The organism is Ectobacillus ponti (assembly GCF_024294785.1).
In the GTDB taxonomy this organism is placed as follows: Bacteria; Bacillota; Bacilli; order Bacillales; family Bacillaceae_G; genus Ectobacillus; species Ectobacillus ponti.
This window is the reverse complement of record NZ_JANCLT010000001.1, coordinates 507,296-529,843: the sequence shown is the minus strand read 5'-3', so window position 1 is coordinate 529,843 and position 22,548 is coordinate 507,296. Positions and strand designations below refer to the sequence as shown.

Annotated in this window: 19 protein-coding genes and 1 pseudogene; 13 read left to right on the top strand and 7 right to left on the bottom strand. The window is 51.8% G+C overall.

Features of this window, described 5'->3' with window-relative positions; genetic code table 11:
* The first annotated feature begins 7 nt into the window (after positions 1-7).
* The 5 genes from ytfJ (at position 8) to NK662_RS02720 (ending at position 4,534) form a co-directional block, all read left to right on the top strand.
* The gene (ytfJ, locus tag NK662_RS02740) at positions 8-403 is read left to right on the top strand and encodes a GerW family sporulation protein (RefSeq protein ID WP_254757441.1); all 396 of its coding nucleotides are present in this window, start codon (positions 8-10) and stop codon (positions 401-403) included.
* Positions 404-534: 131 nt separating this feature from the next.
* Positions 535-1,035: a thiol peroxidase gene (gene tpx, locus NK662_RS02735; protein ID WP_254757103.1), complete on the top strand. Its 501-nt coding sequence runs from the start codon at positions 535-537 to the stop codon at positions 1,033-1,035.
* 109 nt (positions 1,036-1,144) lie between these two features.
* A complete protein-coding gene (locus NK662_RS02730; protein ID WP_254757101.1) occupies positions 1,145-2,128 on the top strand; it encodes a class I SAM-dependent methyltransferase in 984 nt (327 codons plus the stop codon).
* Between the two features lie 241 nt (positions 2,129-2,369).
* Complete coding sequence (locus NK662_RS02725) at positions 2,370-3,563, top strand: acetate kinase (protein WP_254757099.1); 1,194 nt, start codon at positions 2,370-2,372, stop codon at positions 3,561-3,563.
* A gap of 122 nt (positions 3,564-3,685) precedes the next feature.
* On the top strand, positions 3,686-4,534 hold the full coding sequence (locus NK662_RS02720; protein WP_254757098.1) for an EcsC family protein: 849 nt from the start codon (positions 3,686-3,688) through the stop codon (positions 4,532-4,534).
* Between the two features lie 46 nt (positions 4,535-4,580).
* On the opposite strand, the gene NK662_RS02715 is transcribed toward NK662_RS02720, so the two are convergent.
* Positions 4,581-4,898: a radical SAM protein gene (locus NK662_RS02715; protein ID WP_254757096.1), complete on the bottom strand. Its 318-nt coding sequence runs from the start codon at positions 4,896-4,898 to the stop codon at positions 4,581-4,583.
* A gap of 172 nt (positions 4,899-5,070) precedes the next feature.
* Here NK662_RS02715 and NK662_RS02710 point away from each other — a divergent pair, with 172 nt between their 5' ends.
* Positions 5,071-6,276 (top strand): argininosuccinate synthase, encoded by a 1,206-nt coding sequence (locus NK662_RS02710; RefSeq protein ID WP_254757094.1) that lies wholly within the window; start codon positions 5,071-5,073, stop codon positions 6,274-6,276.
* Entirely contained in the window at positions 6,273-7,643 is a 1,371-nt protein-coding gene (gene argH, locus NK662_RS02705) for an argininosuccinate lyase (RefSeq protein WP_254757092.1), read from the top strand. The genes NK662_RS02710 and argH overlap by 4 nt, the downstream gene beginning before the upstream one ends.
* A gap of 333 nt (positions 7,644-7,976) precedes the next feature.
* Here the strand turns inward: argH and NK662_RS02700 are convergent, their stop codons facing one another.
* Together NK662_RS02700 and NK662_RS02695 are read right to left on the bottom strand one after the other, a co-directional pair.
* Positions 7,977-9,905: a PhoX family protein gene (locus tag NK662_RS02700; RefSeq protein WP_254757090.1), complete on the bottom strand. Its 1,929-nt coding sequence runs from the start codon at positions 9,903-9,905 to the stop codon at positions 7,977-7,979.
* A 229-nt stretch (positions 9,906-10,134) separates the two neighbouring features.
* Entirely contained in the window at positions 10,135-10,593 is a 459-nt protein-coding gene (locus NK662_RS02695; protein ID WP_254757088.1) for a universal stress protein, read from the bottom strand.
* Positions 10,594-10,913: 320 nt separating this feature from the next.
* Here NK662_RS02695 and NK662_RS02690 point away from each other — a divergent pair, with 320 nt between their 5' ends.
* Together NK662_RS02690 and ald are read left to right on the top strand one after the other, a co-directional pair.
* Positions 10,914-11,711, top strand: coding sequence for an SDR family oxidoreductase (locus tag NK662_RS02690; protein ID WP_254757086.1), 798 nt, complete (start codon positions 10,914-10,916; stop codon positions 11,709-11,711).
* A 193-nt stretch (positions 11,712-11,904) separates the two neighbouring features.
* Positions 11,905-13,026, top strand: a complete 1,122-nt coding sequence (ald, locus tag NK662_RS02685; protein ID WP_254757084.1) for an alanine dehydrogenase — start codon at positions 11,905-11,907, stop codon at positions 13,024-13,026.
* A gap of 49 nt (positions 13,027-13,075) precedes the next feature.
* Here ald and NK662_RS02680 read toward each other — a convergent pair whose 3' ends face one another.
* The gene (locus tag NK662_RS02680; RefSeq protein WP_254757082.1) at positions 13,076-14,173 is read right to left on the bottom strand and encodes a M24 family metallopeptidase; all 1,098 of its coding nucleotides are present in this window, start codon (positions 14,171-14,173) and stop codon (positions 13,076-13,078) included.
* 149 nt (positions 14,174-14,322) lie between these two features.
* Between NK662_RS02680 and NK662_RS02675 the strand changes: the two genes are divergently transcribed.
* Both NK662_RS02675 and NK662_RS02670 read left to right on the top strand, forming a co-directional pair.
* The gene (locus tag NK662_RS02675) at positions 14,323-15,006 is read left to right on the top strand and encodes a metal-dependent hydrolase (RefSeq protein ID WP_254757080.1); all 684 of its coding nucleotides are present in this window, start codon (positions 14,323-14,325) and stop codon (positions 15,004-15,006) included.
* A gap of 260 nt (positions 15,007-15,266) precedes the next feature.
* The gene (locus NK662_RS02670) at positions 15,267-16,580 is read left to right on the top strand and encodes a CBS domain-containing protein (RefSeq protein WP_254757078.1); all 1,314 of its coding nucleotides are present in this window, start codon (positions 15,267-15,269) and stop codon (positions 16,578-16,580) included.
* 196 nt (positions 16,581-16,776) lie between these two features.
* On the opposite strand, the gene NK662_RS02665 is transcribed toward NK662_RS02670, so the two are convergent.
* The gene (locus tag NK662_RS02665) at positions 16,777-17,073 is read right to left on the bottom strand and encodes a YtpI family protein (protein WP_254757076.1); all 297 of its coding nucleotides are present in this window, start codon (positions 17,071-17,073) and stop codon (positions 16,777-16,779) included.
* Positions 17,074-17,178: 105 nt separating this feature from the next.
* Between NK662_RS02665 and NK662_RS02660 the strand changes: the two genes are divergently transcribed.
* On the top strand, positions 17,179-18,117 hold the full coding sequence (locus NK662_RS02660) for a DHH family phosphoesterase (protein ID WP_254757073.1): 939 nt from the start codon (positions 17,179-17,181) through the stop codon (positions 18,115-18,117).
* Positions 18,118-18,194: 77 nt separating this feature from the next.
* On the opposite strand, the gene ytrI is transcribed toward NK662_RS02660, so the two are convergent.
* The gene (gene ytrI / locus NK662_RS02655; RefSeq protein WP_254757071.1) at positions 18,195-18,728 is read right to left on the bottom strand and encodes a sporulation membrane protein YtrI; all 534 of its coding nucleotides are present in this window, start codon (positions 18,726-18,728) and stop codon (positions 18,195-18,197) included.
* Positions 18,725-19,116: pseudogene (gene ytrH / locus NK662_RS02650) on the bottom strand (sporulation membrane protein YtrH). The gene ytrI and the pseudogene ytrH overlap by 4 nt, the downstream one beginning before the upstream one ends.
* Before the next feature lie 61 nt (positions 19,117-19,177).
* Between ytrH and dnaE the strand changes: the two are divergent.
* A complete protein-coding gene (dnaE, locus tag NK662_RS02645) occupies positions 19,178-22,525 on the top strand; it encodes a DNA polymerase III subunit alpha (RefSeq protein ID WP_254757067.1) in 3,348 nt (1,115 codons plus the stop codon).
* Positions 22,526-22,548 lie beyond the last annotated feature (23 nt).

Below are 22,548 nucleotides of genomic sequence, written 5' to 3'. Positions count from 1 at the left end.
ATAGATGATGAACCATCCAATTCAAGGCTTGATGCATACGGCGATGGAAAACCTGAAGGGCATGATTGATGTTAATACCATCGTTGGCGATCCCATTAAGGCTCCTGACGGCAGCGTCATCTTGACTGTGTCCAAGGTCAGCTTTGGTTTTGCGGCAGGCGGCAGTGAGTTTGGGAAGAATGAAAATGGCGCACGCCCATTCGGCGGCGGCAGCGGCGGCGGCGTTTCCATCATGCCGGTTGCTTTTCTGGTCGTAAACAGCCAAGATGTTAAAGTATTGCATCTTGATGAGAACACGCACCTTGTGGACAAGGTTATGGATATGGCGCCTCAGGTCATTGATAAAATTAAGGGCATGATGAAGAAGGATGACACATCCGACCAACAGCCGCCCGTTATGTAACAGGACAGGCCAGTTCGCTGGCCTGTTTTCTTTTTTGTCACATTACGAGAGATTTTGTTTGCATTCAGGCTGCGTTCCTTCTATGATAACACTGTACATACTTTCCATAGGGAAAAAGGGGAGGAATTACCATGGCAACTGTTACATTTAAGGGGAATCCGATTACGCTTCTCGGCACTGAAGTGAAGGTGGGCGAGCAAGCGCCAAACTTTACTGTATTGGCAAACGATCTGTCTCCGGTTACGCTGGAAACTTATAAGGGTGCAGTCAAGCTGATCAGCGTTGTGCCTTCTGTTGACACAGGAGTATGCGATGCGCAGACACGCCGCTTTAACGAGCAGGCGGCCGGCCTTGAGAACGTGAAGGTGCTGACGGTATCTGTTGACCTGCCATTCGCGCAAAAGCGCTGGTGCGCAACAGCCGGTCTGGAAAACGCAGTGACACTTTCTGACCATCGCGACCTTTCCTTTGGCGAAGCTTACGGTGTGGTCATGAAGGAGCTCCGTTTGCTGGCGCGTGCTGTATTCGTAATCGACAGCAATGACAAGGTTGTATACGCGGAGTACGTAGGGGAAGGCACAAGCCATCCGGATTACGAAGCGGCGATTGAAGCGGTACAAGCAGCTCAATAACACATAGAGGCACCCCAAAGCATTGGGGTGTTTTTTCTGTTCATTTTGTCAATCATGGACAATATGGTATAATCAATGTTTGGTCTATAGCAAGAAGGAGGTACAATATATGTCAAAAGTAGAAGAGCTTTTCTCTATTCTCGATACAACAGCCCTGATCCTGCGCAAGGACATGGATCTTACATACCTAGAAGCACTTGTGGAAACAGGAAGTAACATCTTTGAACAAGATATCCAACAAAAACACCTGATGTCCTCGGCGCAAGAGCGCCTGAAACGGGAATACAGGAAGCTTGAAAACAAACAATATAAGAGTGAGGACATGCGGAAAGCATTCCAGCTTTGTCTCCTCAAGGGCATGAAAAATGGGGTGCAGGCAAACCACGAGATGACGCCTGATGCAGTCGGCATGTTTGTCAGCTATCTCTTCAACCGCTTTTTCGCCGGCCAAAGCGGGCTGCGTGTCCTTGATCCGGCTGTCGGCACCGGAAATCTGCTGACCACACTGTTCAACCACCGTGAAGACGGAACGGCCATGAGCGGGTACGCTGTGGAGGCAGATGAACTGCTGCTGCGGCTTGCTTTTATGAATGCCGACCTTCAGCAGCATGAAATTGAATGTTTTCACGGCGATGCACTTGCACCGCTTTATATTGACCCGGTTGATGCGGTAGTATGCGATCTGCCGGTCGGCTACTATCCGAATGAGGAGCGCGCACAGGAATACCGGCTGCGGGCGGAAAAAGGCATGTCTTATGCGCATCATCTGTTCATCGAGCAGAGCATCCGGCATACAAAGGAAGGGGGATATCTCCTGTTCCTTGTTCCGAACTTTTTGTTTGAAAGCGACCAGGCGGACCAGCTCCGCAGCTTTCTGCGCGATACCTGCCACATTCAGGGACTCCTTCAGCTGCCGGTCAGCCTGTTTAAAAATGAGCAGAATGCAAAAAGTATATTTGTTCTGCAGAAAAAGGGGCCGCAGACAAAAGCGCCAAAGCAGGCGCTGTTGGCGGAATTGCCGAAGTTTTCAAACGCACAGGCTATGCAAAGCATGATGCTGCAAATTCAGGAATGGTTTAAAGTGAACAAGTAAGATGTATAACAGTAATACCTTTTTGTATAATACAGTTTGTTGTTTTAATACAGATCGGATTGTAAAATGAGCAGAAATCTGCTTTTATAATGAATCTGTAATAACAAAAAAAATAAGGTGTTTCACTTTTTTCTTGAAAAGTATGCTCGGCAGTGATTAAATAAATAAAGTGAGAAAACAATTTCGACAGCATGTGCGGCCCGACCGCGTACAGAAGATCGAAAAAGGGGCGAAAGACTAGATGTCAAAAGTAATTGCGATTAATGCCGGCAGCTCTTCCTTGAAGTTTCAGCTGTTTGAAATGCCAAGTGAAGAAGTTCTGACAAAAGGACTTGTAGAGCGCATTGGCTTAAATGATAGTATCTTCATGATTACAGTAGATGGTGAAAAACAAACCGATACATTGGATATTCCAAACCATGCAGTAGCGGTAAAAATGCTGCTGGATAAGCTGACGAGCACAGGCATCATCCAGTCCTTGGATGAAATCGCGGGCATTGGTCACCGTGTTGTGCACGGCGGTGAAAAGTTCAGCGACTCTGTGCTGCTGACAGATGAAATTCTGGGCGAAATTGAAGAGCTGAACGACCTGGCGCCATTGCACAACCCGGCAAACATTGTCGGTATCAAGGCATTTAAAGAAGTGCTGCCAAACGTGCCGGCGGTGGCGGTATTTGATACAGCCTTCCATCAAACCATGCCGGAAGAGTCCTTCCTGTACAGCTTGCCATATGAGTACTATGAGAAGTACGGCATCCGTAAGTACGGCTTCCACGGTACATCCCATAAGTATGTAACACAGCGTGCAGCCGAGCTGTTGGGCCGTCCAATCGAGCAGCTCCGCCTGCTTTCCTGCCACTTGGGCAACGGTGCAAGTATTGCAGCTGTGGAAGGCGGCAAGTCCATTGACACATCCATGGGCTTCACACCGTTGGCCGGTGTTACAATGGGTACACGTTCCGGTAACATTGACCCTGCGCTGATTCCATATATTATGGAGAAAACAGGACAATCTGTTGAACAGGTACTGGACGTATTGAATAAAAAGAGCGGTATGCTTGGCATTTCCGGTTTCTCAAGCGATCTGCGCGATATCGAAAAGGCAGAAGCTGAGGGCGACCACCGCGCCACAGTGGCATTGGATGTATTTGTGGGACGAATCCATAAATATATTGGTTCTTATGCAGCACGCATGAAGGGTGTAGATGCAATCATCTTCACAGCAGGCATCGGCGAGAACAGCACATATATCCGCGAGCGCGTGCTGGAAGGCTTGGAATTCATGGGTGTATACACAGACCTGAAGCGCAACCAGGTGCGCGGCGAGGAAGCGTTCCTGAACTATCCGCATTCTCCTGTTAAGGTACTTGTTATTCCAACAAACGAAGAGGTTATGATTGCACGTGACGCTGTCCGTTTGGCGCACTTGGCATAAGCAGGAGGCGCCCGCATTTGCGGGCGTCTTTTTGATTTGGCGGCAATCCGTACGGTAGCGGGTGTTTTTGCTGCCATGTATTGGTATAATAGAGGGAAAAGAGCGGACAAGGGGTGTTTCGTATGGGACTGACAGAACGGGAGCAGCGTGTATGGGAGGAGCTGAAAAATTGGGAGCGCCGGCTGGAGCAGCAGGAGGGCACAGATTTTCAAATGATCTATGATAAATGGATGAACAGCGCCCTCTCCAAGCTGTCACGCGGCGAGCGGAGCAAATGGTTCGCGAAGGCGGATCAATGGTTGTTCCACCTTCATGCCTTCATTCAAAGCACACAATCACAGCTGGATGCCCGTAACCGGATTCTGGCAACAGCCCGGCTGTTTCATGATCATATTGAGCATGTCGAGGATCTGAAGCACCTCTCGATTGATGAACTCAGCTATATTGCTGAGCATCAGATTGCGCGGCACCGCATGTACTCATTCGTACAGGGAGGAGCAGCCGGAACCGGCGGGCTTTTGCTGTTGGGTGCCGATTTGCCATTGGTGGCGGCGCTGAATTTAAAGGCGGTGCAGCTCATCGCGACAACCTACGGGTATGATGTCAATAAGCCATATGAAATGATGCTGGCGCTGAAGGTGTTCCACGCGGCCATTTTGCCTGCGCGGCTGCAGCACTACGCCTGGCAGGAGCTGCAGCAGGAGCTCGGCGCTGATGAATACGCCATGTTCTTTTACGGGGGAAGCGAAGAGGTGACCGATGAGGATTCCCTGAGCGCCATACTCAAGCAGCTTGTCAAGACGCTGCTGCTGTATTCGCTGCGGCGCAAGGTATTTCAGGGCATTCCGCTGCTTGGCATTGCGGTCGGCTCCACGGTGAATTACCGGCTGACACGCAACGTCACGGAGTTTGCGAACCGTTTCTATCAAATGCGCTACTTGCTGGAGAAGCAGAGCGAGATTGTATCATAAGCGGATAAGAAGACTGAGCAGGGAGATTCCCCGGCTCAGTCTTTTTTCACGTATGCGATTTGTCCGCTGCCAGATCCTGATTCGTGCGGTACCAGAGCCACAAATCATTGATAATGGAAGCCAGTTCGGCAATATCCCGGTTCAGCACACAGGAAATTTCGAAGTTGGACTCATGGCCGAGCCTGTGCTGCTTCTGGTTGATCATGTGCTCCAGCTCTTTGATCCGGTCCGGGATTGCCCCCCGTATTCCTTCCCATTTGAGTAAAATGTGCTGCTGTACCTCTTCTGCAAGGCTCTCCCAAGTTTCTTCCACATGAGGCACTTCAATGCCAAGGCGCTCATCCCATACAAAATATTCCTTCATTTCTCCCCCTCCTCCGTATTTTTATTGTATCTGAAAGCGGGACAAACTTCGAAGAAATTGTCTCCTGCATAGAAAATAATTGTTGCGCATCCCAGAAAAAGTTGATACAGTATCATTATGAATTAACATAAGACTAGATGAATATTTATTCTCTAATACAGGGGGATTTGAAATGGCAAACAAAAAGGTAGTATTGGCATATTCCGGAGGTCTTGACACTTCCGTTGCAATTAAATGGCTGCAAGAACAAAATTATGATGTAGTGGCACTTTGCCTGAACGTCGGCGAAGGCAAGGATTTGGAGTTCGTGAAGCAAAAAGCGCTGACAGTCGGCGCAATCAAGTCCTATATGCTGGATGTAGAAGAAGAGTATGCAACGGAATACGTGCTTCCTGCCCTGCAGGCACATGCGATGTACGAAGGCAAGTATCCGCTTGTATCCGCGCTGTCCCGTCCGCTGATCGCGAAGAAGCTTGTGGAAATCGCTGAGCTGGAAGGCGCGGATGCGGTAGCGCACGGCTGCACAGGCAAAGGAAACGACCAGGTTCGTTTCGAGGTTTCCATTAAGGCGCTGAATCCGAATCTGGAAGTCATCGCACCTGTCCGTGAGTGGAAATGGTCCCGTGAGGAAGAAATCCAATATGCAAAGGACAATGGTGTGCCGATTCCAATCAACCTTGACAGCCCATTCTCCATCGACCAAAACCTGTGGGGACGCAGCTGTGAGTGCGGCGTACTGGAAGATCCATGGGCAGCTCCGCCGGAAGAAGCGTATGATATGACACTGTCGATTGAAGATGCACCAAACAAAGCGGACGTTGTAGAAATCACATTTGTGGAGGGTGTTCCAACTGCGCTGAACGGTGTATCCTATCCGATGAGCGAAATCATCAAGAAGCTGAACACATTGGCAGGCAAGCATGGCGTAGGCCGCATCGACCACGTGGAAAACCGTCTGGTCGGCATCAAGTCCCGTGAGATCTATGAGTGCCCAGGTGCAGTTACCCTGCTGAAGGCGCACAAGGAGCTGGAAGACCTGACACTGGTGAAGGAAGTGGCACACTTCAAGCCGGTGATTGAGAAGCAGCTGACTGAGTTGATCTATAACGGTCTGTGGTTCTCCCCGCTTCGTAATGGTTTGCTTGCATTCATGAAGGAAACACAAAAGAACGTAACAGGCGTTGTGCGCGTGAAGCTGTTCAAGGGCCATGCAATTGTAGAAGGCCGCAAGTCCGAGTACTCCCTGTACGATGAGAAGCTGGCGACATATACAGTGGAAGACCAGTTCGACCACGATGCGGCAGTGGGCTTCATCTCCATCTACGGTTTGCCGACTAAGGTGTACAGCCAGGTGAACCAGAAGAAGGTGGAAGCGTGAAAAAGCTGTGGGGCGGGCGTTTCACGGAATCGCTCGATACATGGGTAGAGGAATTTGGAGCCTCCATCTCCTTTGACCAAAAGCTGGTGCTTGAGGATTTGCAGGGCAGCCTGGCGCATGTGACCATGCTTGGCAAGAGCGGCATCCTGCCGGCTGGGGACGTAGCCAAGATTCAAGAGGGACTTCGGTCTCTCTTGCAGCAGGCGGAGAAGGAGGAGCTTGCATTTTCCATTGAGAATGAAGACATCCACTTGAACCTGGAAAAGATGCTGATTGAGCAAATCGGCGAAGTCGGCGGCAAGCTGCATACAGCGCGCAGCCGGAATGACCAGGTGGCAACTGACATGCATTTGTATCTGCGTAAGGAGGTACAGGATGTCATTGCAAAAGTGAAAGATGTACAGCAAGCGCTCCTCGGGCAGGCAGAGCAGCATGTGGAAACCATCATGCCTGGCTATACGCACCTGCAGCGGGCGCAGCCGGTATCCTTCGCACACCATCTGTTGGCGTACTTCTGGATGCTGCAGCGCGACGCGGAGCGTTATCAGGATTCACTGAAGCGCATCAATATTTCCCCGCTTGGCGCAGGCGCGCTGGCAGGGACGACGTTTCCAATTGACCGCAGCTATTCTGCTGAGCTGCTCGGCTTCGACGGCATCTATGAAAATAGCATGGATGCGGTGAGCGACCGTGACTTCATCCTGGAATTCCTAAGCAACTCTTCCATGCTCATGATGCATCTGTCCCGCTTCTGCGAGGAGCTGATCCTTTGGAGCAGCCAGGAATTCCAGTTTATTGAGATGAGCGACAAGTACTCCACAGGCAGCAGCATCATGCCGCAGAAGAAGAATCCGGATATGGCGGAGCTTATCCGCGGCAAAACGGGCCGCGTGTATGGCAGCCTGATGGGTCTCTTGACGGTCATGAAAGGCTTGCCGCTTGCCTACAACAAGGACTTGCAGGAAGACAAGGAAGGCATGTTCGACACGGTCAAAACAGTGAAGACAAGCCTGTCCGTCATGGCGGGCATGATTGAGACAATGAAGGTGAACGATGGCAAGATGGGGCAGGCAGTGAAGCAGGACTTCTCCAATGCCACAGAAATTGCCGACTATCTGGCGGCAAAAGGTCTGCCGTTCCGCCAGGCGCACGAGGTTGTCGGCCGTTTGGTACTGACTTGCATCGAGCAGGGTATCTATCTATTGGATTTGCCGCTTGGGGCTTATCAAGAGGTGTGCCCACTGTTTGAAGCAAATTTGTATGATGTACTGCAGCCGCGCGCTGCCGTGCAGCGCCGCAACAGCGAAGGCGGCACCGGTTTCGACCAGGTGCGCCAAGCGCTGGAGAAGGCAAAGGGGTATTTATAACATAAAAGCCGGTTCAAGCGTCCTGCAGGGGGAAGATTCTTGGACCGGTTTTTTCTGTATGGAGTCAATGGAAACGAAGAAGGGGCAGCCTGTTGGCAGGACTGTCCCTTTTTCATTTCAGGCTGCTTCCCAAGGAAGTGCGAGGTACAGATTCTTGAAAACAGATTATTAAAATCCGAAGGCCTGCTGTACAAACCATGCCGCACCAAACGGTTGCTTGTAAAAGATGATTGCTCTCGCTAAAGAGAAAGAGAACCTGATCTGCCATCAGGTTCTCTAGTGTAAATGGAATGCCGGCCCTATTTTGTACCAGATATTTCGCAGAGTGGCTTCTTACTTGAACAGACTGCGCACATCCCGATTTGGATTCAACAAATCCTCAAGGGAAGGCAGGCCGGAGATATAGCCTACTCCGCCGGTGCGGTCAATGCCGATTTCCTTTTGGATGGCGCTTAATAGAGCGTTCTTGTCCACCGCTGTAATGGATTTTCCTTCCAACTCATCACCAGGATGCTGGAAGTTGCTCATGATATAGGAGAAACCTTTTCTGTTATCGACCGCACTTAATCCGGTGGATTCGGCTCCTGCAGGAACAGACAGAATTCTGGAAAGCTGTTTTGTATCCACATTGTAAGCCCAAACAAAGTTGTTTGTGTGCATGCCGCTGTCTTCTCCGATAAACAGTGTGCGCAGTGCTTCGGAGTAGCTCAGGTTATCTGTATTCGCGACTGTATTTACGTCAGCTGTGTTTCCGTATGCATCCGCGGATGGCATATCCTTGCCGGCGATCAGTCCGGACATACCGGCTGCCACATACTTACTGTCGATGGCGTTCCCTGCGCTGTCCTTTTGGCCGGCAGCCAGGTCCAATTGATAGGTGACACCGGATTTAATTTTCGGCAGCTTCATATCATCAGCAGGATCTGCAGGGTTTGCAAGCATGCCGTTGCTTTGGTCGGAGATGGCAACATATACCTTGCCGTCTTTCTCATTCAGCGTGACGCCTTCCATCTTATTAAACTCGGATGTTGCGCCAAGCAGCGCCGCATACCGGCGGGATTCCAGGAATGCAGCCGCTTTTTCCATGCCCTGCTTCAGCTTCAGGTATTCCGTTTTGCCATAGGAATACTGTCTGATGGCTTTAAAGCCATCCTTTGGCACACTGGAGGTTTCAAAGATATCGCTGAACTTCACGCCGCTGTCGATGATTTGTTTCACTTCTTTATCAGTTGCATGGCCAAGCTTGATCCATTCCAGATTGCCGGAGCCGCCATTTTCTGTGCCGGTCTGGTGGAATTTCGCTGCGTACAGAGTGCCGGCTGAGAGGTCCTCTTTTTGATCAGCCACATACATGAACATAGTTGTGTAGGAGCCGTCATCGCCAAAGAAGGCTGTCTTCTTATCAGGCATCATCTTCATTAGTTCATGGGAGAAGCGGCCGATGCTGTAATGCTTCACAACGGATGTTTCACCGTTTTTGCCCACGGCAATCTCAGGGATAAATCCGTAGAAATAAGGGTTTGCTTTGGATGCATCGCCAAAATACAAGCGGGCAAAGCTCTCCACGGATGTTCTTGCGGAAGAAGTTGGATTTGTTTCAAAGCTGCGCGCATCCGGCTCATATTCTTCAGAACCAAGATGTGTGTTCCATGGCGAGAGAGACCCGTTGCACGGAATCCAGAGGCCGTTTACTCCGGAAAAGTCGATCTTCTTAACCGACTTTGTTGTCAGTTCACCGGTTTTCTTATTCTGCTCCAGAGTGGACAGGGACATGGAGGCAGGCACGATCCCGTAGGCTGATGTACCGGAAGCATCAATTGTCTGATACTCATAGTGCGTCACCATATACAGCTGTCCGTTAATGGGCTTCAGCAGGCTGTTTGCGTCAGGCGCATCAGACACATAATAGGCGGGTGCGCCAGGCACACTGCGGTCAATGATTGGGTTGCCGTTTACATCAATTGGCGTACCGGCAGGAATCAGTTTGTCCTTATTCAGGGCTACCTGATCCTCGGATTTGAACAGCCGTTTGTAGGAAAGAGGAAACTTTTTTGTGTATCCGTTGCTGTACTTTACTTCCAAAGAAGCATTTGTGTAAGTTTTCACCATTTGATCAATCGTTTTAGGTGCATCCATACCATTAAACTTTACAGACTCAATTGTTGCATGGCTGTTGCTTGCCATAGCCGGTGTCAATGCAGGAACTGTTAAAGCTAAAGTCAAAGCCATTACCGCGCCTGTTTTGCCAAAAACCTGTTTCATATGAATCCTCCCAGTTTTCTGAATTCCTTGCTCTACTATCAATTAAAGCAAGAGAATGTTAAGCGTATGTATGGCTTTTATTAAAGGTTTAATAAGAAATGGTGTAAATGGTATGAAACGTAAATTATATATGTTCCGGACGGGGGATGAGCCATGGTCAGAGACACGGCGGAAGTGGGGGGAAATAAAGAGGCTGGCTCAGGCCAGCCTCTTTGTATATCAACATTCCTTAGATGTCAGCGTCTACGTCTTCCTCACGGCGCACAACCAGCACGTCACATTTCGCGTAGCGGATAATGTGCTCAGAGACACTGCCGATCAGGAAGCGCTCTACTGCATTTAATCCTGTCGCACCGCAAACAATAAGGTCAACATTATACTTTGGCGCAATCTCTTTGGAGATTACGGATTTCGGATTGCCAAACTCCAAAGCAGTTTCCACTGCAGGCACACCTGCTTCAAGCGCTGCTTTCTTATAATCCTCCAGCAGGTCTTCTGCGAATACATTCGCACGTTCTGCAATGGCACGGCTGTAAGCTTCTACAGCAGAATATGCTTTTACGTCGACAACATGAGTGATAACCAGTTTTGCGTTATTGCGTTTTGCGGCATGAATTGCTTTTCTAAATGCAAGCTCCGCTTCTTTAGAGCCGTCTACAGCGACTAATACGTTTTGATAGTTGGCCATGAGGATTCCCTCCCAGTTTCAATAGAAATAACTTTCTACACTGTTATTATAAACGAAAACCAGTTGGAAGAGTTTTCAATTTCTTTACAAATTTTTGAATATAGAGTGATTTTTATGTGAAAGAAACCTGCAGTATTTGCACAAAACATACAGCATGCTTTCAAACGGACATTCCGGCAGACTGACAGTCTAGGATTTTCAGTTTTCTCCTATCATACTGGACATGATGGAAGGAGAGAAAGACAATTTTCACATCCGCCAGATGAGCATATTAGTTGTCAGTGCCTGCAGAAGTTTGCTACATATGTTATACATATCTTATGCGAATCTTATATAAGCTGAGAAAAAGGGAGGGGTTGCTTGTGCGACATGCGCTCATTACGGCAGGGGCCAGGGGATTGGGGCGACGCGTGACAGAAGAGCTGCTGGCCAAGGGGTATTCAGTGACGGTAACGTACCGTGATGAGGCATCGGCCGTGGAACTGAGAGAGCAATACAGCCACTTGGAGGAGCGGCTGCAGCTGCTGCAGGGAGATGTGACGAAGAAAGAAGATATCTCCCGCATCGTCGGGCAAACCGTGGAGCGGTTCGGCCGGATCGATTTTCTGATTAATAATGCCGGCCCGTACGTTTTTGAACGGAAGCGGCTGATGGACTATGATGAGCAGGAGTGGCATGACGTCATCAACGGCAACCTGACAGCCGTCTTTTATCTGCTGAAGCAGGTCATCCCGCTGATGCGCCAGCATGAGTTCGGCCGTGTCATTAACTATGGCTTCCAAGGCGCGGACAGTGCGCCGGGCTGGATTTACCGGTCGGCATTTGCCGCGGCCAAGGTGGGGCTCGTGTCTCTGACGAAAACCATTGCCTATGAGGAAGCGCAATTTGGCATCACCTCCAACATGGTTTGTCCGGGGGATATTGTCGGGCCGATGAAGGAGTCTTCTATTGAACAGGCGAGGATGCACGGAGAGCGGCGGGCGCCAATCGGGCGGCCGGGAACCGGGGAGGACATTGCCCGGGTGATTACATTTCTGTGTGAGGAAAACTCTGATATGCTGACCGGGACTGTCATAGAAGTAACAGGCGGGATGGACGTCATTCACCGGCACCGCTAAGAAAAGCTCCAGCAGCCGGCCGCCAAGAGAAGCGGACTTTGTGTGCAGGGCAACTCCGCTGCTGATTTACTGAAAAGAGGCGCCCTCCTTTACCTGGGGAAATATACTATTGTAATGTGATTCTGCATGAAACGTGCGCGTTTTCGGGCATGCTGTGGAAAACAATGCAATTACAGGTAAAGGAGAGAGCGCCGTGCGTATTGGGGTACCAAAGGAAATTAAAAATAATGAAAACCGCGTTGCCATGACACCGGCCGGGGTGTATCATCTCGTTCGCAATCATCATGAGGTGTATATCGAGGCAGGTGCCGGGCTTGGATCAGGCTTCGCAGATGAAGAGTATGTGCAGGCTGGCGGCAGGATTGTGGATACGGCAGCAGATGCCTGGTCCATGGATATGGTCATGAAGGTCAAGGAGCCGGTTCCCAGTGAATACGGCTACTTCCGGGAAGGGCTGATTTTATTCACGTATTTACACTTGGCGCCGGAGCCGGAGCTGACCAAGGCTCTGATTGACCAGAAGGTGGTGGGCATCGCCTATGAAACGGTGCAGCTGCCAAATGGTTCGCTGCCGCTTTTGACACCGATGAGTGAGGTGGCGGGGCGTATGTCCGCCCAGATTGGCGCGCAGTTTCTGGAAAAGCAGGAGGGTGGCAAAGGCATTTTGCTTGGGGGTGTGCCCGGTGTACGGCGCGGCCGCGTGACGGTCATCGGCGGAGGCGTCGCTGGTACGAATGCGGCCAAGGTGGCTGTCGGCCTTGGCGCAGATGTAACAATCATCGACTTGAATCCGGATCGGCTGCGCCAGTTGGATGACATCTTCGGCCATCAAGTTACGACGCTGATGTCCAATCCATACAACATTGCGCAAGCAGTAAAGGAATCTGATCTGGTCATCGGGGCCGTGCTGATTCCGGGTGCCAAGGCGCCGCGCCTTGTGATGAAGGAGATGATCCAGTCCATGGAGGCGGGATCAGTCGTTGTGGATATTGCCATTGACCAGGGCGGCATTTTTGAAACGACCGACCGCATTACCACACATGACAATCCGACGTATGTAAAAGAGGGGGTCGTGCACTATGCGGTAGCCAACATGCCGGGGGCTGTACCGCGCACCTCTACCATCGCACTGACCAATGTGACTGTGCCATATGCGGTGCAAATCGCGAACAAGGGCTACAAGCAGGCGTGCCTGGATAATCCGGCGCTCCTGCAAGGCATGAATACGCTGCAGGGCTACGTGACATACCAGGCTGTTGCGGAAGCGCACGGCCTGGAATATGCAGATACAGCAACGCTGCTGAATTTGCCATAAAAGGAGGAGGAAGCGAAGTGCTTCCTCCTCCTTTTTATCAGGGTGCTTCTCATTTGATAATCTGCAGCTCTTTCGGATACTTTGTCAGGAGCTCAACGCCTGTTTCGGTGATGTACACATCGTCCTCAATGCGCACGCCGCCGACACCAGGAACGTAGATGCCAGGCTCGATGGTAAATACCATGCCGGCCTGCAGCGGTGTTGTGTTCGCATCCGTTACAGATGGATACTCGTGCACGCTGATGCCAAGGCCGTGGCCAAGGCGGTGCGGGAAGTATTGGCCGAAGCCGTTCTCTTCAATTAAAGAACGCGCCGCGCGGTCGATGGCATCCAGCGGCGTGCCCGGCTTGCATGCCTGAACCGCCTGCAGCTGTCCGGCCAAAACAGTGTTATAGATGCGCTTTTGTTCTTCTGTTACAGCACCGAAGGCAACGGTGCGGGTGATGTCGGAGCAATAGCCGTCAATGATGACACCGAGGTCAAACAAAACGAAGTCACCATGCTTGATGCGGTTCGTGCCCGGTGTGCCGTGCGGCAGTGCGGAATTCGCACCGGTCAGCACCATCGTGTCAAAGGACATTTTCTGAATGCCCTGCTTTTTCAATTCATACTCAATGGAAGCAAGCACATCAAGCTCTGTTTTTCCTTCCGCAATCTGGCTTACGCCAATTTCAATGGCCAGATCCGCCATATAGGCAGCCTGCCGCAGAATAGCCAGCTCTTTTTCATCCTTCAGCATGCGCAGCTCATGCAGCTTCGCTTCGGCAGCTGTGAAGCTTGCCTGCGGAAACAGGGCACGGATATTTTCATAGCGCTCCACATTCAAGTGCTCTTTCTCGATTGCTATGTACTCACCTTGTACGCCGCGCTTTTGCAGAGAAGCGGCAATGAGCGCCCACGGGTTGTCCGTATCGCTGTAGCCGATGATCTCGTAGCCCCAGCCTGCGCTGCGTGCCTGTCCCTCCTCCATTTTCGGGCAGACCAGAATCGGCTCATGCTCCGGAAATGCAAATATTCCAAGAAGACGTTCATGCGGTTCGCAGTGGAAATTACTAATATAGAAGACGTTTGGCGTCGAAGTGACGAAAGCTGCGTCAAGATTCTGATGCTGCAGCCAGCTGCTCAGCTTTTGCAGACGCTGGTTCATGGCAATCCCTCCTCGTTATCAATATCTTAACTTTACTCTCCCGACACAGACATGACAAGGGAGAGGACAGGATTTTTCCAATTTGGCGCAGAATAGGGTAATGTAGTACAGAAGAGAGGAATGCATTTATTTTAAAGGAGGAATTACCTATGAAAGTTTCCTACCATGGCCATTCAGTGGTGAAGATTGAGACAAACGGCAAGACCATCATCATCGATCCGTTTATTACGGGCAATCCAAAGACGGACCTGCAGGCATCAGAGCTGCGCGTGGACGCCATCCTGCTGACGCACGGGCACGGCGACCACGTCGGCGACACGGTGGAGCTGGCGAAGCGCAACGATGCAGTTGTCGTAGCGCCGTTTGAACTGGCCACTGTTCTGGGGTGGCAGGGAGTCAAGACGCACCCCATGCATATCGGCGGGGCGCATGCCTTTGATTTCGGCACGGTAAAATTCACACTGGCCTTCCATGGCTCCAGTTTGGAAGACCATGCCGCCAAGACACTTACATATACAGGCATGCCGTCTGGAATTCTCTTTACCGCTGAAGACAAGACCATCTATCACGCGGGTGATACAGCGCTGTTCATGGATATGCAGCTGATCGGCTCGCGCAACAGCATTGACGTGGCGTTCCTGCCGATTGGCGATAACTTCACCATGGGGCCGGATGATGCGGTGCTGGCGGCAGAGTGGCTGAAGGCGAAGCGGGTTGTGCCAATGCACTATAACACGTTCCCGCTGATTGAGCAGGACGCGCAGGCATTTGCCGGCCGGCTTGCTGAAGGTGTCGGCACTGTGCTGGCTCCGGGAGAAGCAATTGAGCTGTAAGCAGCAGTGAAGCGCCCGAATGCGGGTGCTTCTTTTTGTAGTGAGTGCTGCTTTTCTTGTGCCCAGTTGCGGGCGAAGGCAAAAAGCGCCTTTTAGCGGACGGAACCTCCCTTCGGTGGGCTGAGCGAGCCGGTTTCGCTTTTCTGGTAGTGTTCCAAAGAATTGATACAGTTTTCTGTTTCCCGTGTGTAACAGTTTCAAAAGTATAGTATACTGAGAAAAGCACGATATTTTTCGGGAAGGAAGAATGGTGAAGCTTCTTGGCAACAAAACACAACCAAATTTTAGATCATATTAACAGCCTGCCGGTCGGCCATAAGATTTCTGTCCGCCAAATCGCCAAGGAATTGAACGTGAGCGAGGGAACGGCATACCGTGCCATTAAGGATGCGGAAAACAAGGGCTATGTGAGCACGATTGAGCGTGTGGGAACGATTCGAATTGAGAAGAAGAAGAAAGAGAATATTGAGCGGCTTACATACGCAGAGGTTGTCAATATCGTGGACGGCCAGGTGCTCGGCGGCCGGGAAGGACTGCATAAAACGCTGAGCAAGTTTGTGATCGGGGCCATGAAGCTGGAAGCGATGATGCGCTATACGGATGCAGGCAGCCTGCTGATTGTCGGAAACCGGACGGAAGCGCATCGCCTGGCATTGGAAGCAGGGGCGGCGGTTCTGATTACCGGGGGCTTCGATACAGAGGAGCATGTCAAACGCCTGGCAGATGAATTGAGCATGCCGGTCATCTCCAGCAGCTACGACACGTTCACAGTGGCCACACTGATCAACCGGGCCATCTATGACCAATTGATCAAAAAGGAAATTGTACTTGTGGAAGATATCCTGACGCCGGTGGAGGAAACGATTTGCTTTGGGCCGGAGGACACGGTCCAAAAGTGGCATGACTACAGCCAGCAGACCATGCACGGCCGTTATCCGGTTGTGGATGAGTCCCTGAAGGTGCTCGGCATTGTCACCTCGAAGGACGTAATTGGCGTGCCGCTTGATACACCGGTGGAAAAGGTGATGACGAAAAACCCGATTACCGCAAACGGCAAAGTGTCTGTTGCATCCGCCGCTCGGATGATGGTGTGGGAAGGAATTGAGCTGCTTCCGGTTGTGGATGAAAGCAATCAGTTGCAGGGAATTATCAGCCGGCAGGATGTGCTGCAGGCGCTGCAAATGCTGCAGCGGCAGCCGCAGGTCGGAGAGACGATTGAAGATATTGTCACCAACCAATTCCTGGATACAAAGGAAACGAAAACGGAAAATGTCTACCGCTTTTCGGTAACGCCGCAAATGACCAACTCCATCGGCACGTTGTCCTACGGTGTTTTCACAACAATTGTGACAGAAGCGACCAACCGTGTGCTGCGTACACATAAAAAGGGCGATCTTGTTGTAGAGAATCTGACGATTTACTTCGTCAAGCCGGTGCAAATTGATACCGTGGTGGAGGTTTACCCGAAGGTGCTTGAGGTCGGCAGAAAGTTCGGTAAGGTGGACGTAGAGGTGTACCAAGAGGGTGAGGTTGTCGGAAAGGCGCTGCTCATGGTGCAGCTGATTGACCGATAAAAAGGCTGCATGCAGCAGCCTTTTGCGGGAAGTGTTCTGTTCGGCGGGCTGAACGAGCCGGTTCCGCTTTTCGTGGTGTCCAACTGCACCGGCTAGCTCACTGCCAGGGAGAACCTCCGGCACACAAAGGCAAAAAGCGCCTTTGAGGCCGGAGAACCTCCCTTCGGATGGCTAAGTGGGCTGCTTCCGCTTTTCTTTATAGCTTTTCCGCCTCTTCTATAGCCAGCGGCAGGAAGTACTTGTACTGCCGGATGCCGTTCCAGGCGCTGGCCGCCCCAATTGCAAGGAAGACAATGCCTACAATCATGCTGACGGTGGAGTTCAGCACGAAAAACAGGTTCAGGCCGAAGAACGCCACGAAGGAACCGAGTGCCACGGCGCATTTGCCGGCAAGCCAAGCCTTCTCCGCAGGACGCTGGCAACGGATCTGCTTCGTTTTATAGAATAGGTACAGCATGAGTGAAACGAGAGTCAAGACCGTAAAAATCAACATGTAAGCATCCCCCATTTGCATCATTTCTTCCATTGTACCGGAATTTTCCGGGGACATGAAGCAAATTATCCAAGGGGACAGCATATTTCACAAAGGGGAATGATGATGAAGGAACAAATTTTGGCAGCCATTCAGCAGTTTGAAACGATTATTATTCACCGGCACGTCCGGCCGGATCCGGATGCGTATGGTTCGCAGTGCGGCCTGGGCACAATGCTCCAGCAATCCTTTCCGGAGAAAACCATACATATGGTGGGAGCGGATGAGGAGTCGCTGACATTCCTCCGCTTCATGGATCAGATTGATGACAGCGTATACGATGAGGCATTGGTCATTGTGTGCGATACAGCCAACCAGGCGCGTGTATGCGACCAGCGCTTCAACAAAGGAAAAATGCTGATTAAAATTGACCATCATCCAAATGAAGATCCGTACGGCGACATTGTCTGGGTGGATACAACCGCAAGCTCCTGCAGCGAAATGATTTATGAGTTCTACCAGTACGGCCAGGATAAGGGGCTTGTGCTGACGGAGGATTCCGCACGCTTTATTTTCGCGGGCATTGTGGGCGACACAGGGCGCTTCCTGTTCCCGAGCACTTCGCCCAAAACCTTCCAATATGCGGCGGAACTGGTGAAGCACGGCATTGCCTTCCCGCAGCTGTATGATGAAATGTATAAGACGAGCGTGAAGCTGGCGCGGTTGAATGGCTATATTCTGCAGAACTTCGAATTGACTGAGGAAGGCGCATCCTACATTAAAATCACAAGGGATACGCTGCAGGAGTTCGGCGTAAGAACGAACGAAGCCTCCTCTGTTGTCGGTGCGCTCGGCAATATTGAAGGAATTAAGGCATGGGTGCTGTTCCTGGAAGAGGAAGACTGCATCCGGGTCCGCCTGCGTTCCAAAGGGCCTGTCATCAATCGTCTCGCAATGAAGTATAATGGCGGCGGCCATCCGATGGCTTCCGGCGCAACAATTTACTCCTGGGATGAAGCGGAGCAGGTTATCGCTGACCTGCGTGAGCTTTGCCTGCAGGCATAATGTGAGGGGGCTGACCTTGAAGTCAGTCCCCTTTGTATGACAGAAGGATTTGTCTGGTGAAGTCCAGAATATCGATACTACGGCTTTGTCCGCATTTCATTTGGCGGCAGCGTTTCATTCGCGTTCACCATGCGCAAGGAAATCTCCAGTACAGTGTCAAAATAGATGGTGTCCACTTTAAAGCGGTAGCGCCGTTCATCCCGTTCGTATGTCTTGTTTTCAATCACCTTCTTGAGCAGGCTCTTGTTGTCAGCCACGCTTTGAATGCTTTGGGTCAGAATGGGGCGCAGGTCATCGCGCACTGCGGCTGTCAGCATATGGACCGTCAGGGAGTCAAACTGGTCATGGTTCACAATCTCCACCTGAATGTCTTGAATGGTCAGCTCCTGCTTGGCGTTTTCGTTTAATTTGTTTTTGTCCTCAATTAAGAGATGTTTATCCTGTTCCAGCTCCAGAATTTTCTGCTTTTGCTGGAGAATGAGCTGCGTCTGCTCCTCCTGAAATACGCCGTACATGTAGAGGAAAATGAGCCAGCTGATGACGCCGCCAATCACCGCTCCGACAAAAAACATCTGCCACGTCCGGGTCTTGTAGAGCGGCGGGATTCTCATACGTGATCCTGGGTCAGCCAACGGGTAATGATCAGCCCGGTTTGCATGCCGCCCATCGCAAAAATAATCAACAGCACCTGTTTAATGACTATTTTGGTTTCTCCCTGAAAAATGCCCCGTTCCAGGAAGTAGAAGGTATCAAAGGTGCCGCCGATTGCCGCCACCAAAGCCCAGATCCGAAGGCTGTCCGAAAAGCGCTGAATCATTGTCATTGGCGGCTGTCCGACGAGGAAAGCTCCGAAGCCGCCAATGAGCGAGCCACCGAGCATGACGCCGAACGCGATAAAATAGCTTGTCACCAGCAGCGTAAGAAATGTTTGCTTAACCTCCACAGTCATCACCCTTTCACTTTATATATATGGACAACCAAAAAGGAGTATGTTTTGATTTCCGGACGGAAGCGGTCTTATAATGGAAGCAGTTGATGAGTGCCGAGAGGGGGGACCGGATTGAGCTTTGTCCACTTGCAATGCCAAACGATGTATAGTCTTTTGAAAAGCACCTGCCGCATAGAAGAGCTGGTGAAAGCGGCAAAGGAAATGGGCTTTCAGGCGTTGGCCATTACGGATGAGAATGTGATGTACGGGGCGATTCCGTTTTATCAGGCATGCCTGCGGGAAGGTGTTCAGCCGATTATTGGATTGACAGCGTCCGTGTGGAATGAGACAGACGGAAAAGCGTATCCGCTTGTGCTGTTGGCGGAAAATGAAGCAGGCTACCAAAATCTGCTGAAAATCTCCAGCGCGATTATGACGAAAAGCAAGGAGGGCATTCCGAAGAAGTGGCTGGCCCGTTATGCGGAAGGTCTGATTGCCATTTCGCCGGGGCCGGCTGGCGAAATCGAACAGGCGGTGCTGCGGCGTGATTATGAAGCTGCCAAATCTGCAGTGCGGCAGTATCAGCTGCTGTTTGCAGCCTTTTACCTCAGTATCCAAAACCATGACACGGCGGCGGAGTATTTCCTGTATGAGCAGCTGCGGCCGCTGGCAGCCGAGCTCGATGTGCCGTTTGTTGCTGCGAATGATGTCCGGTATGTAAAACGAGAAGAGGCATTTGTACATGAATGCCTGCTGGCAATTGAGAGCGGAACGAAGATGGTGGAGGAAGGCCGGCCGCGCCTTGAAACAGATGAGTACTATTTGAAAAGCAGTGCGGAAATGAACGGGCTGTTTGCGCATCTGCCGGAAGCGCTCCGCAATACAGAGGAAATTGCCGGGCGCTGCCGGGCGGAAATCACCTTTCATACGAATCGGTTGCCCCGCTTCCCGGTTCCGGCAGGTGAGACGTCGGATTCCTACCTGCGCCGCCTCTGTGAAGACGGGCTGGCGTACCGCTACGAAGAGGTGCAGCCGCTGCACCGGGAGCGGCTGCAGCACGAGCTGGACGTGATATGCCGGATGGGCTTCAGCGATTACTTCCTTATTGTTGCCGACTTTATGAAGTATGCGCACGACAACGGCATCCTGACGGGACCGGGCCGCGGTTCGGCAGCGGGTTCGCTCGTAGCCTATGTTCTGCGGATCACTGATGTCGACCCGATTCAATATCATTTGTTATTTGAACGTTTCTTGAACCCTGAGCGGGTGACGCTGCCGGATATTGATATTGATTTCCCTGATATTCGCAGAGACGAGGTCATTCGGTATACGGCAGAAAAATACGGTACCCTTCATGTTGCGCAAATTATTACCTTTGGGACACTGGCAGCCAAAGCTGCCATGCGGGATACCGCCCGTGCGCTTGGGCTGTCTCAGCGAGAAATGGATTTGGCCTCCAGGCTGATCCCATCCCGGCTGGGCATTACTTTACGGGAAGCATATGAAGAATCGCAGGGATTGCGGGAATGGGTGCAAAGCCAGTCCCGCTACGAAAGGGTGTTTCAGATCGCTTGCCAAGTGGAAGGACTGCCGCGGCATACCTCTATCCACGCTGCCGGTGTAGTGCTGAGCGACACGCCGCTGACAGAACAGGTTGCGGTGCAGGAGGGGCATAATGGGGTATATGTGACGCAGTATGCCGCCGAAGCATTGGAAGCATTGGGGCTGCTGAAAATGGACTTTCTCGGGCTCCGCAACCTGACCATGCTCGAGAGCATCCGCCGTTTGGCGGAGCAAACCTCCGGCGGCAAAATCAGCCTGGCGGAGCTGCCATTGGAGGATGAAGCAACCTTCGCTTTGCTTGGGCGCGGCGAGACAAGCGGCATTTTCCAGCTGGAGTCGGAAGGGATGCGCAAGGTGCTGTCCTCCCTGCAGCCGACCGAGTTCGAGGATATCGTGGCTGTCAACGCCCTGTACCGGCCGGGTCCGATGGAGCAGATTCCAATATTCATTGAGGCGAAGCACGGCAAGCGGGCCATTCAGTATCCGCACCCGGATTTGGAGCCGATTTTGCAGAATACGTACGGCGTCATTGTCTATCAGGAGCAGATTATGCAAATTGCTTCCCGTCTGGCAGGCTTCTCGCTCGGCGAGGCAGACCTGCTGCGGCGCGCCATCAGCAAGAAGAATCGGGATGTGCTGGACAGGGAGCGGCGCCACTTTGTTGAGGGCTGTCTCCGCCGGGGCTACGAGGAAGCAACAGCGAACGCGGTGTATGACCTCATTGTGCAATTCGCGAATTATGGCTTTAACCGGAGCCATGCGGTTGCCTACAGCATGATTGCCTATCAGCTTGCCTATTTTAAGGCAAACTATCCGCAGGCATTCATGACAGCCCTGTTATCCAGCGTGCTGGGCAATGAGGAGCGGACCGTGCAGTATATCCGGGAGAGCCGCCGGTACGGCATTCAGGTGCTGCCGCCGTCCGTCCAAAGAAGCGGCTATACCTTCCGCCTGGAAGGAGACAGCATCCGCTGCAGCCTGACGGCCATCCGCGGCATCGGCACCGCGACAGTGAAGGCTATTGTGGAAGAGCGGCGCAAGCGGCCATTTGCGGACATGTTTGATTTCTGTGTCCGGCTGCCCCAGCGGCTGGTGAATGAAAAGCTGCTGGAGACGCTGATTCTCGCGGGCTGCTTTGATGAAAGCGGACAGGACCGGGCCGTTCTCCTGGCAAGCATGGAGCCGGCTTTATCCTATGCGGCGCTTGTACGGCCGGAGGGGGAGGGGGAGTTGGATATGCTCGACCTCGTTTCCAAGCCGCGCTATGCGGAAGCGGCGCCGTTTCCGTTGCTGGAGAAGCTGCAGCGGGAGAAGGAAGTGCTTGGGCTGTACTTATCGGGCTATCCGACGGCTGCCTATGAAGCCTTGATGCGGGAGCTTTCCATTCCTGCACTCTCGGAAATCCGGCCGGGCCGGCAGACAGTCCGTTCGATTGTTCTTGTATCCCGGGTCAGTGTCATTCGGACGAAGAAGCTGCAGAACATGGCTTTCTTGACCATCAGCGATGGTGAGACAGAAATGGAGGCTGTGCTGTTTCCGGAAGCACATATCCAGTTCGGCGGGCGTGTGCAGGAGAATGCCTTGCTGCTGCTTGAGGGGGCGGTCAGTGTCCGGAACGGCAAGCTGCAGTGGGTGGTGTCCGGCGTGTATCCGCTCGACGAGAGCGCCGCCTATGAGCCGGACCGGTCCGCAGCTTTATATATCAAGCTGCCCTCTCAACATGAAAAGGCCAGTACCGCGAAAATCAGGAGTGTGCTGCTGCAGCATCCCGGATTTGCCGTTGTCCGCTTATATTTTGAGAAAGAAAATAAACTGCTGCAGCTGCCGGCTTCCTTCTCTGTACACCCGGAGAAGGCATGCCTCGAAGCGCTGCAGGAAATTGCCGGGGTGGGAAATGTTGTATGCAAAAAGAGGTAGACTTTCCCGCCCCTCTCGCTTAT

Bases quoted from the DNA above. Each gene is read 5' to 3' on its own strand.
- NK662_RS02690 (WP_254757086.1), top strand. From the start codon at position 10,914: ATGCGAATCTTATATAAGCTGAGAAAAAGGGAGGGGTTGCTTGTGCGA.
- NK662_RS02660 (WP_254757073.1), top strand. From the start codon at position 17,179: ATGAAGGAACAAATTTTGGCAGCCATTCAGCAGTTTGAAACGATTATT.
- NK662_RS02695 (WP_254757088.1), bottom strand. From the start codon at position 10,593: ATGGCCAACTATCAAAACGTATTAGTCGCTGTAGACGGCTCTAAAGAA.
- NK662_RS02715 (WP_254757096.1), bottom strand. From the start codon at position 4,898: ATGAAGGAATATTTTGTATGGGATGAGCGCCTTGGCATTGAAGTGCCT.
- NK662_RS02700 (WP_254757090.1), bottom strand. From the start codon at position 9,905: ATGAAACAGGTTTTTGGCAAAACAGGCGCGGTAATGGCTTTGACTTTA.
- NK662_RS02720 (WP_254757098.1), top strand. From the start codon at position 3,686: ATGGGACTGACAGAACGGGAGCAGCGTGTATGGGAGGAGCTGAAAAAT.
- NK662_RS02725 (WP_254757099.1), top strand. From the start codon at position 2,370: ATGTCAAAAGTAATTGCGATTAATGCCGGCAGCTCTTCCTTGAAGTTT.
- tpx (WP_254757103.1), top strand. From the start codon at position 535: ATGGCAACTGTTACATTTAAGGGGAATCCGATTACGCTTCTCGGCACT.
- NK662_RS02680 (WP_254757082.1), bottom strand. From the start codon at position 14,173: ATGAACCAGCGTCTGCAAAAGCTGAGCAGCTGGCTGCAGCATCAGAAT.
- NK662_RS02675 (WP_254757080.1), top strand. From the start codon at position 14,323: ATGAAAGTTTCCTACCATGGCCATTCAGTGGTGAAGATTGAGACAAAC.
- NK662_RS02665 (WP_254757076.1), bottom strand. From the start codon at position 17,073: ATGTTGATTTTTACGGTCTTGACTCTCGTTTCACTCATGCTGTACCTA.
- ytrI (WP_254757071.1), bottom strand. From the start codon at position 18,728: ATGAGAATCCCGCCGCTCTACAAGACCCGGACGTGGCAGATGTTTTTT.
- ytfJ (WP_254757441.1), top strand. From the start codon at position 8: ATGAACCATCCAATTCAAGGCTTGATGCATACGGCGATGGAAAACCTG.
- NK662_RS02730 (WP_254757101.1), top strand. From the start codon at position 1,145: ATGTCAAAAGTAGAAGAGCTTTTCTCTATTCTCGATACAACAGCCCTG.
- NK662_RS02710 (WP_254757094.1), top strand. From the start codon at position 5,071: ATGGCAAACAAAAAGGTAGTATTGGCATATTCCGGAGGTCTTGACACT.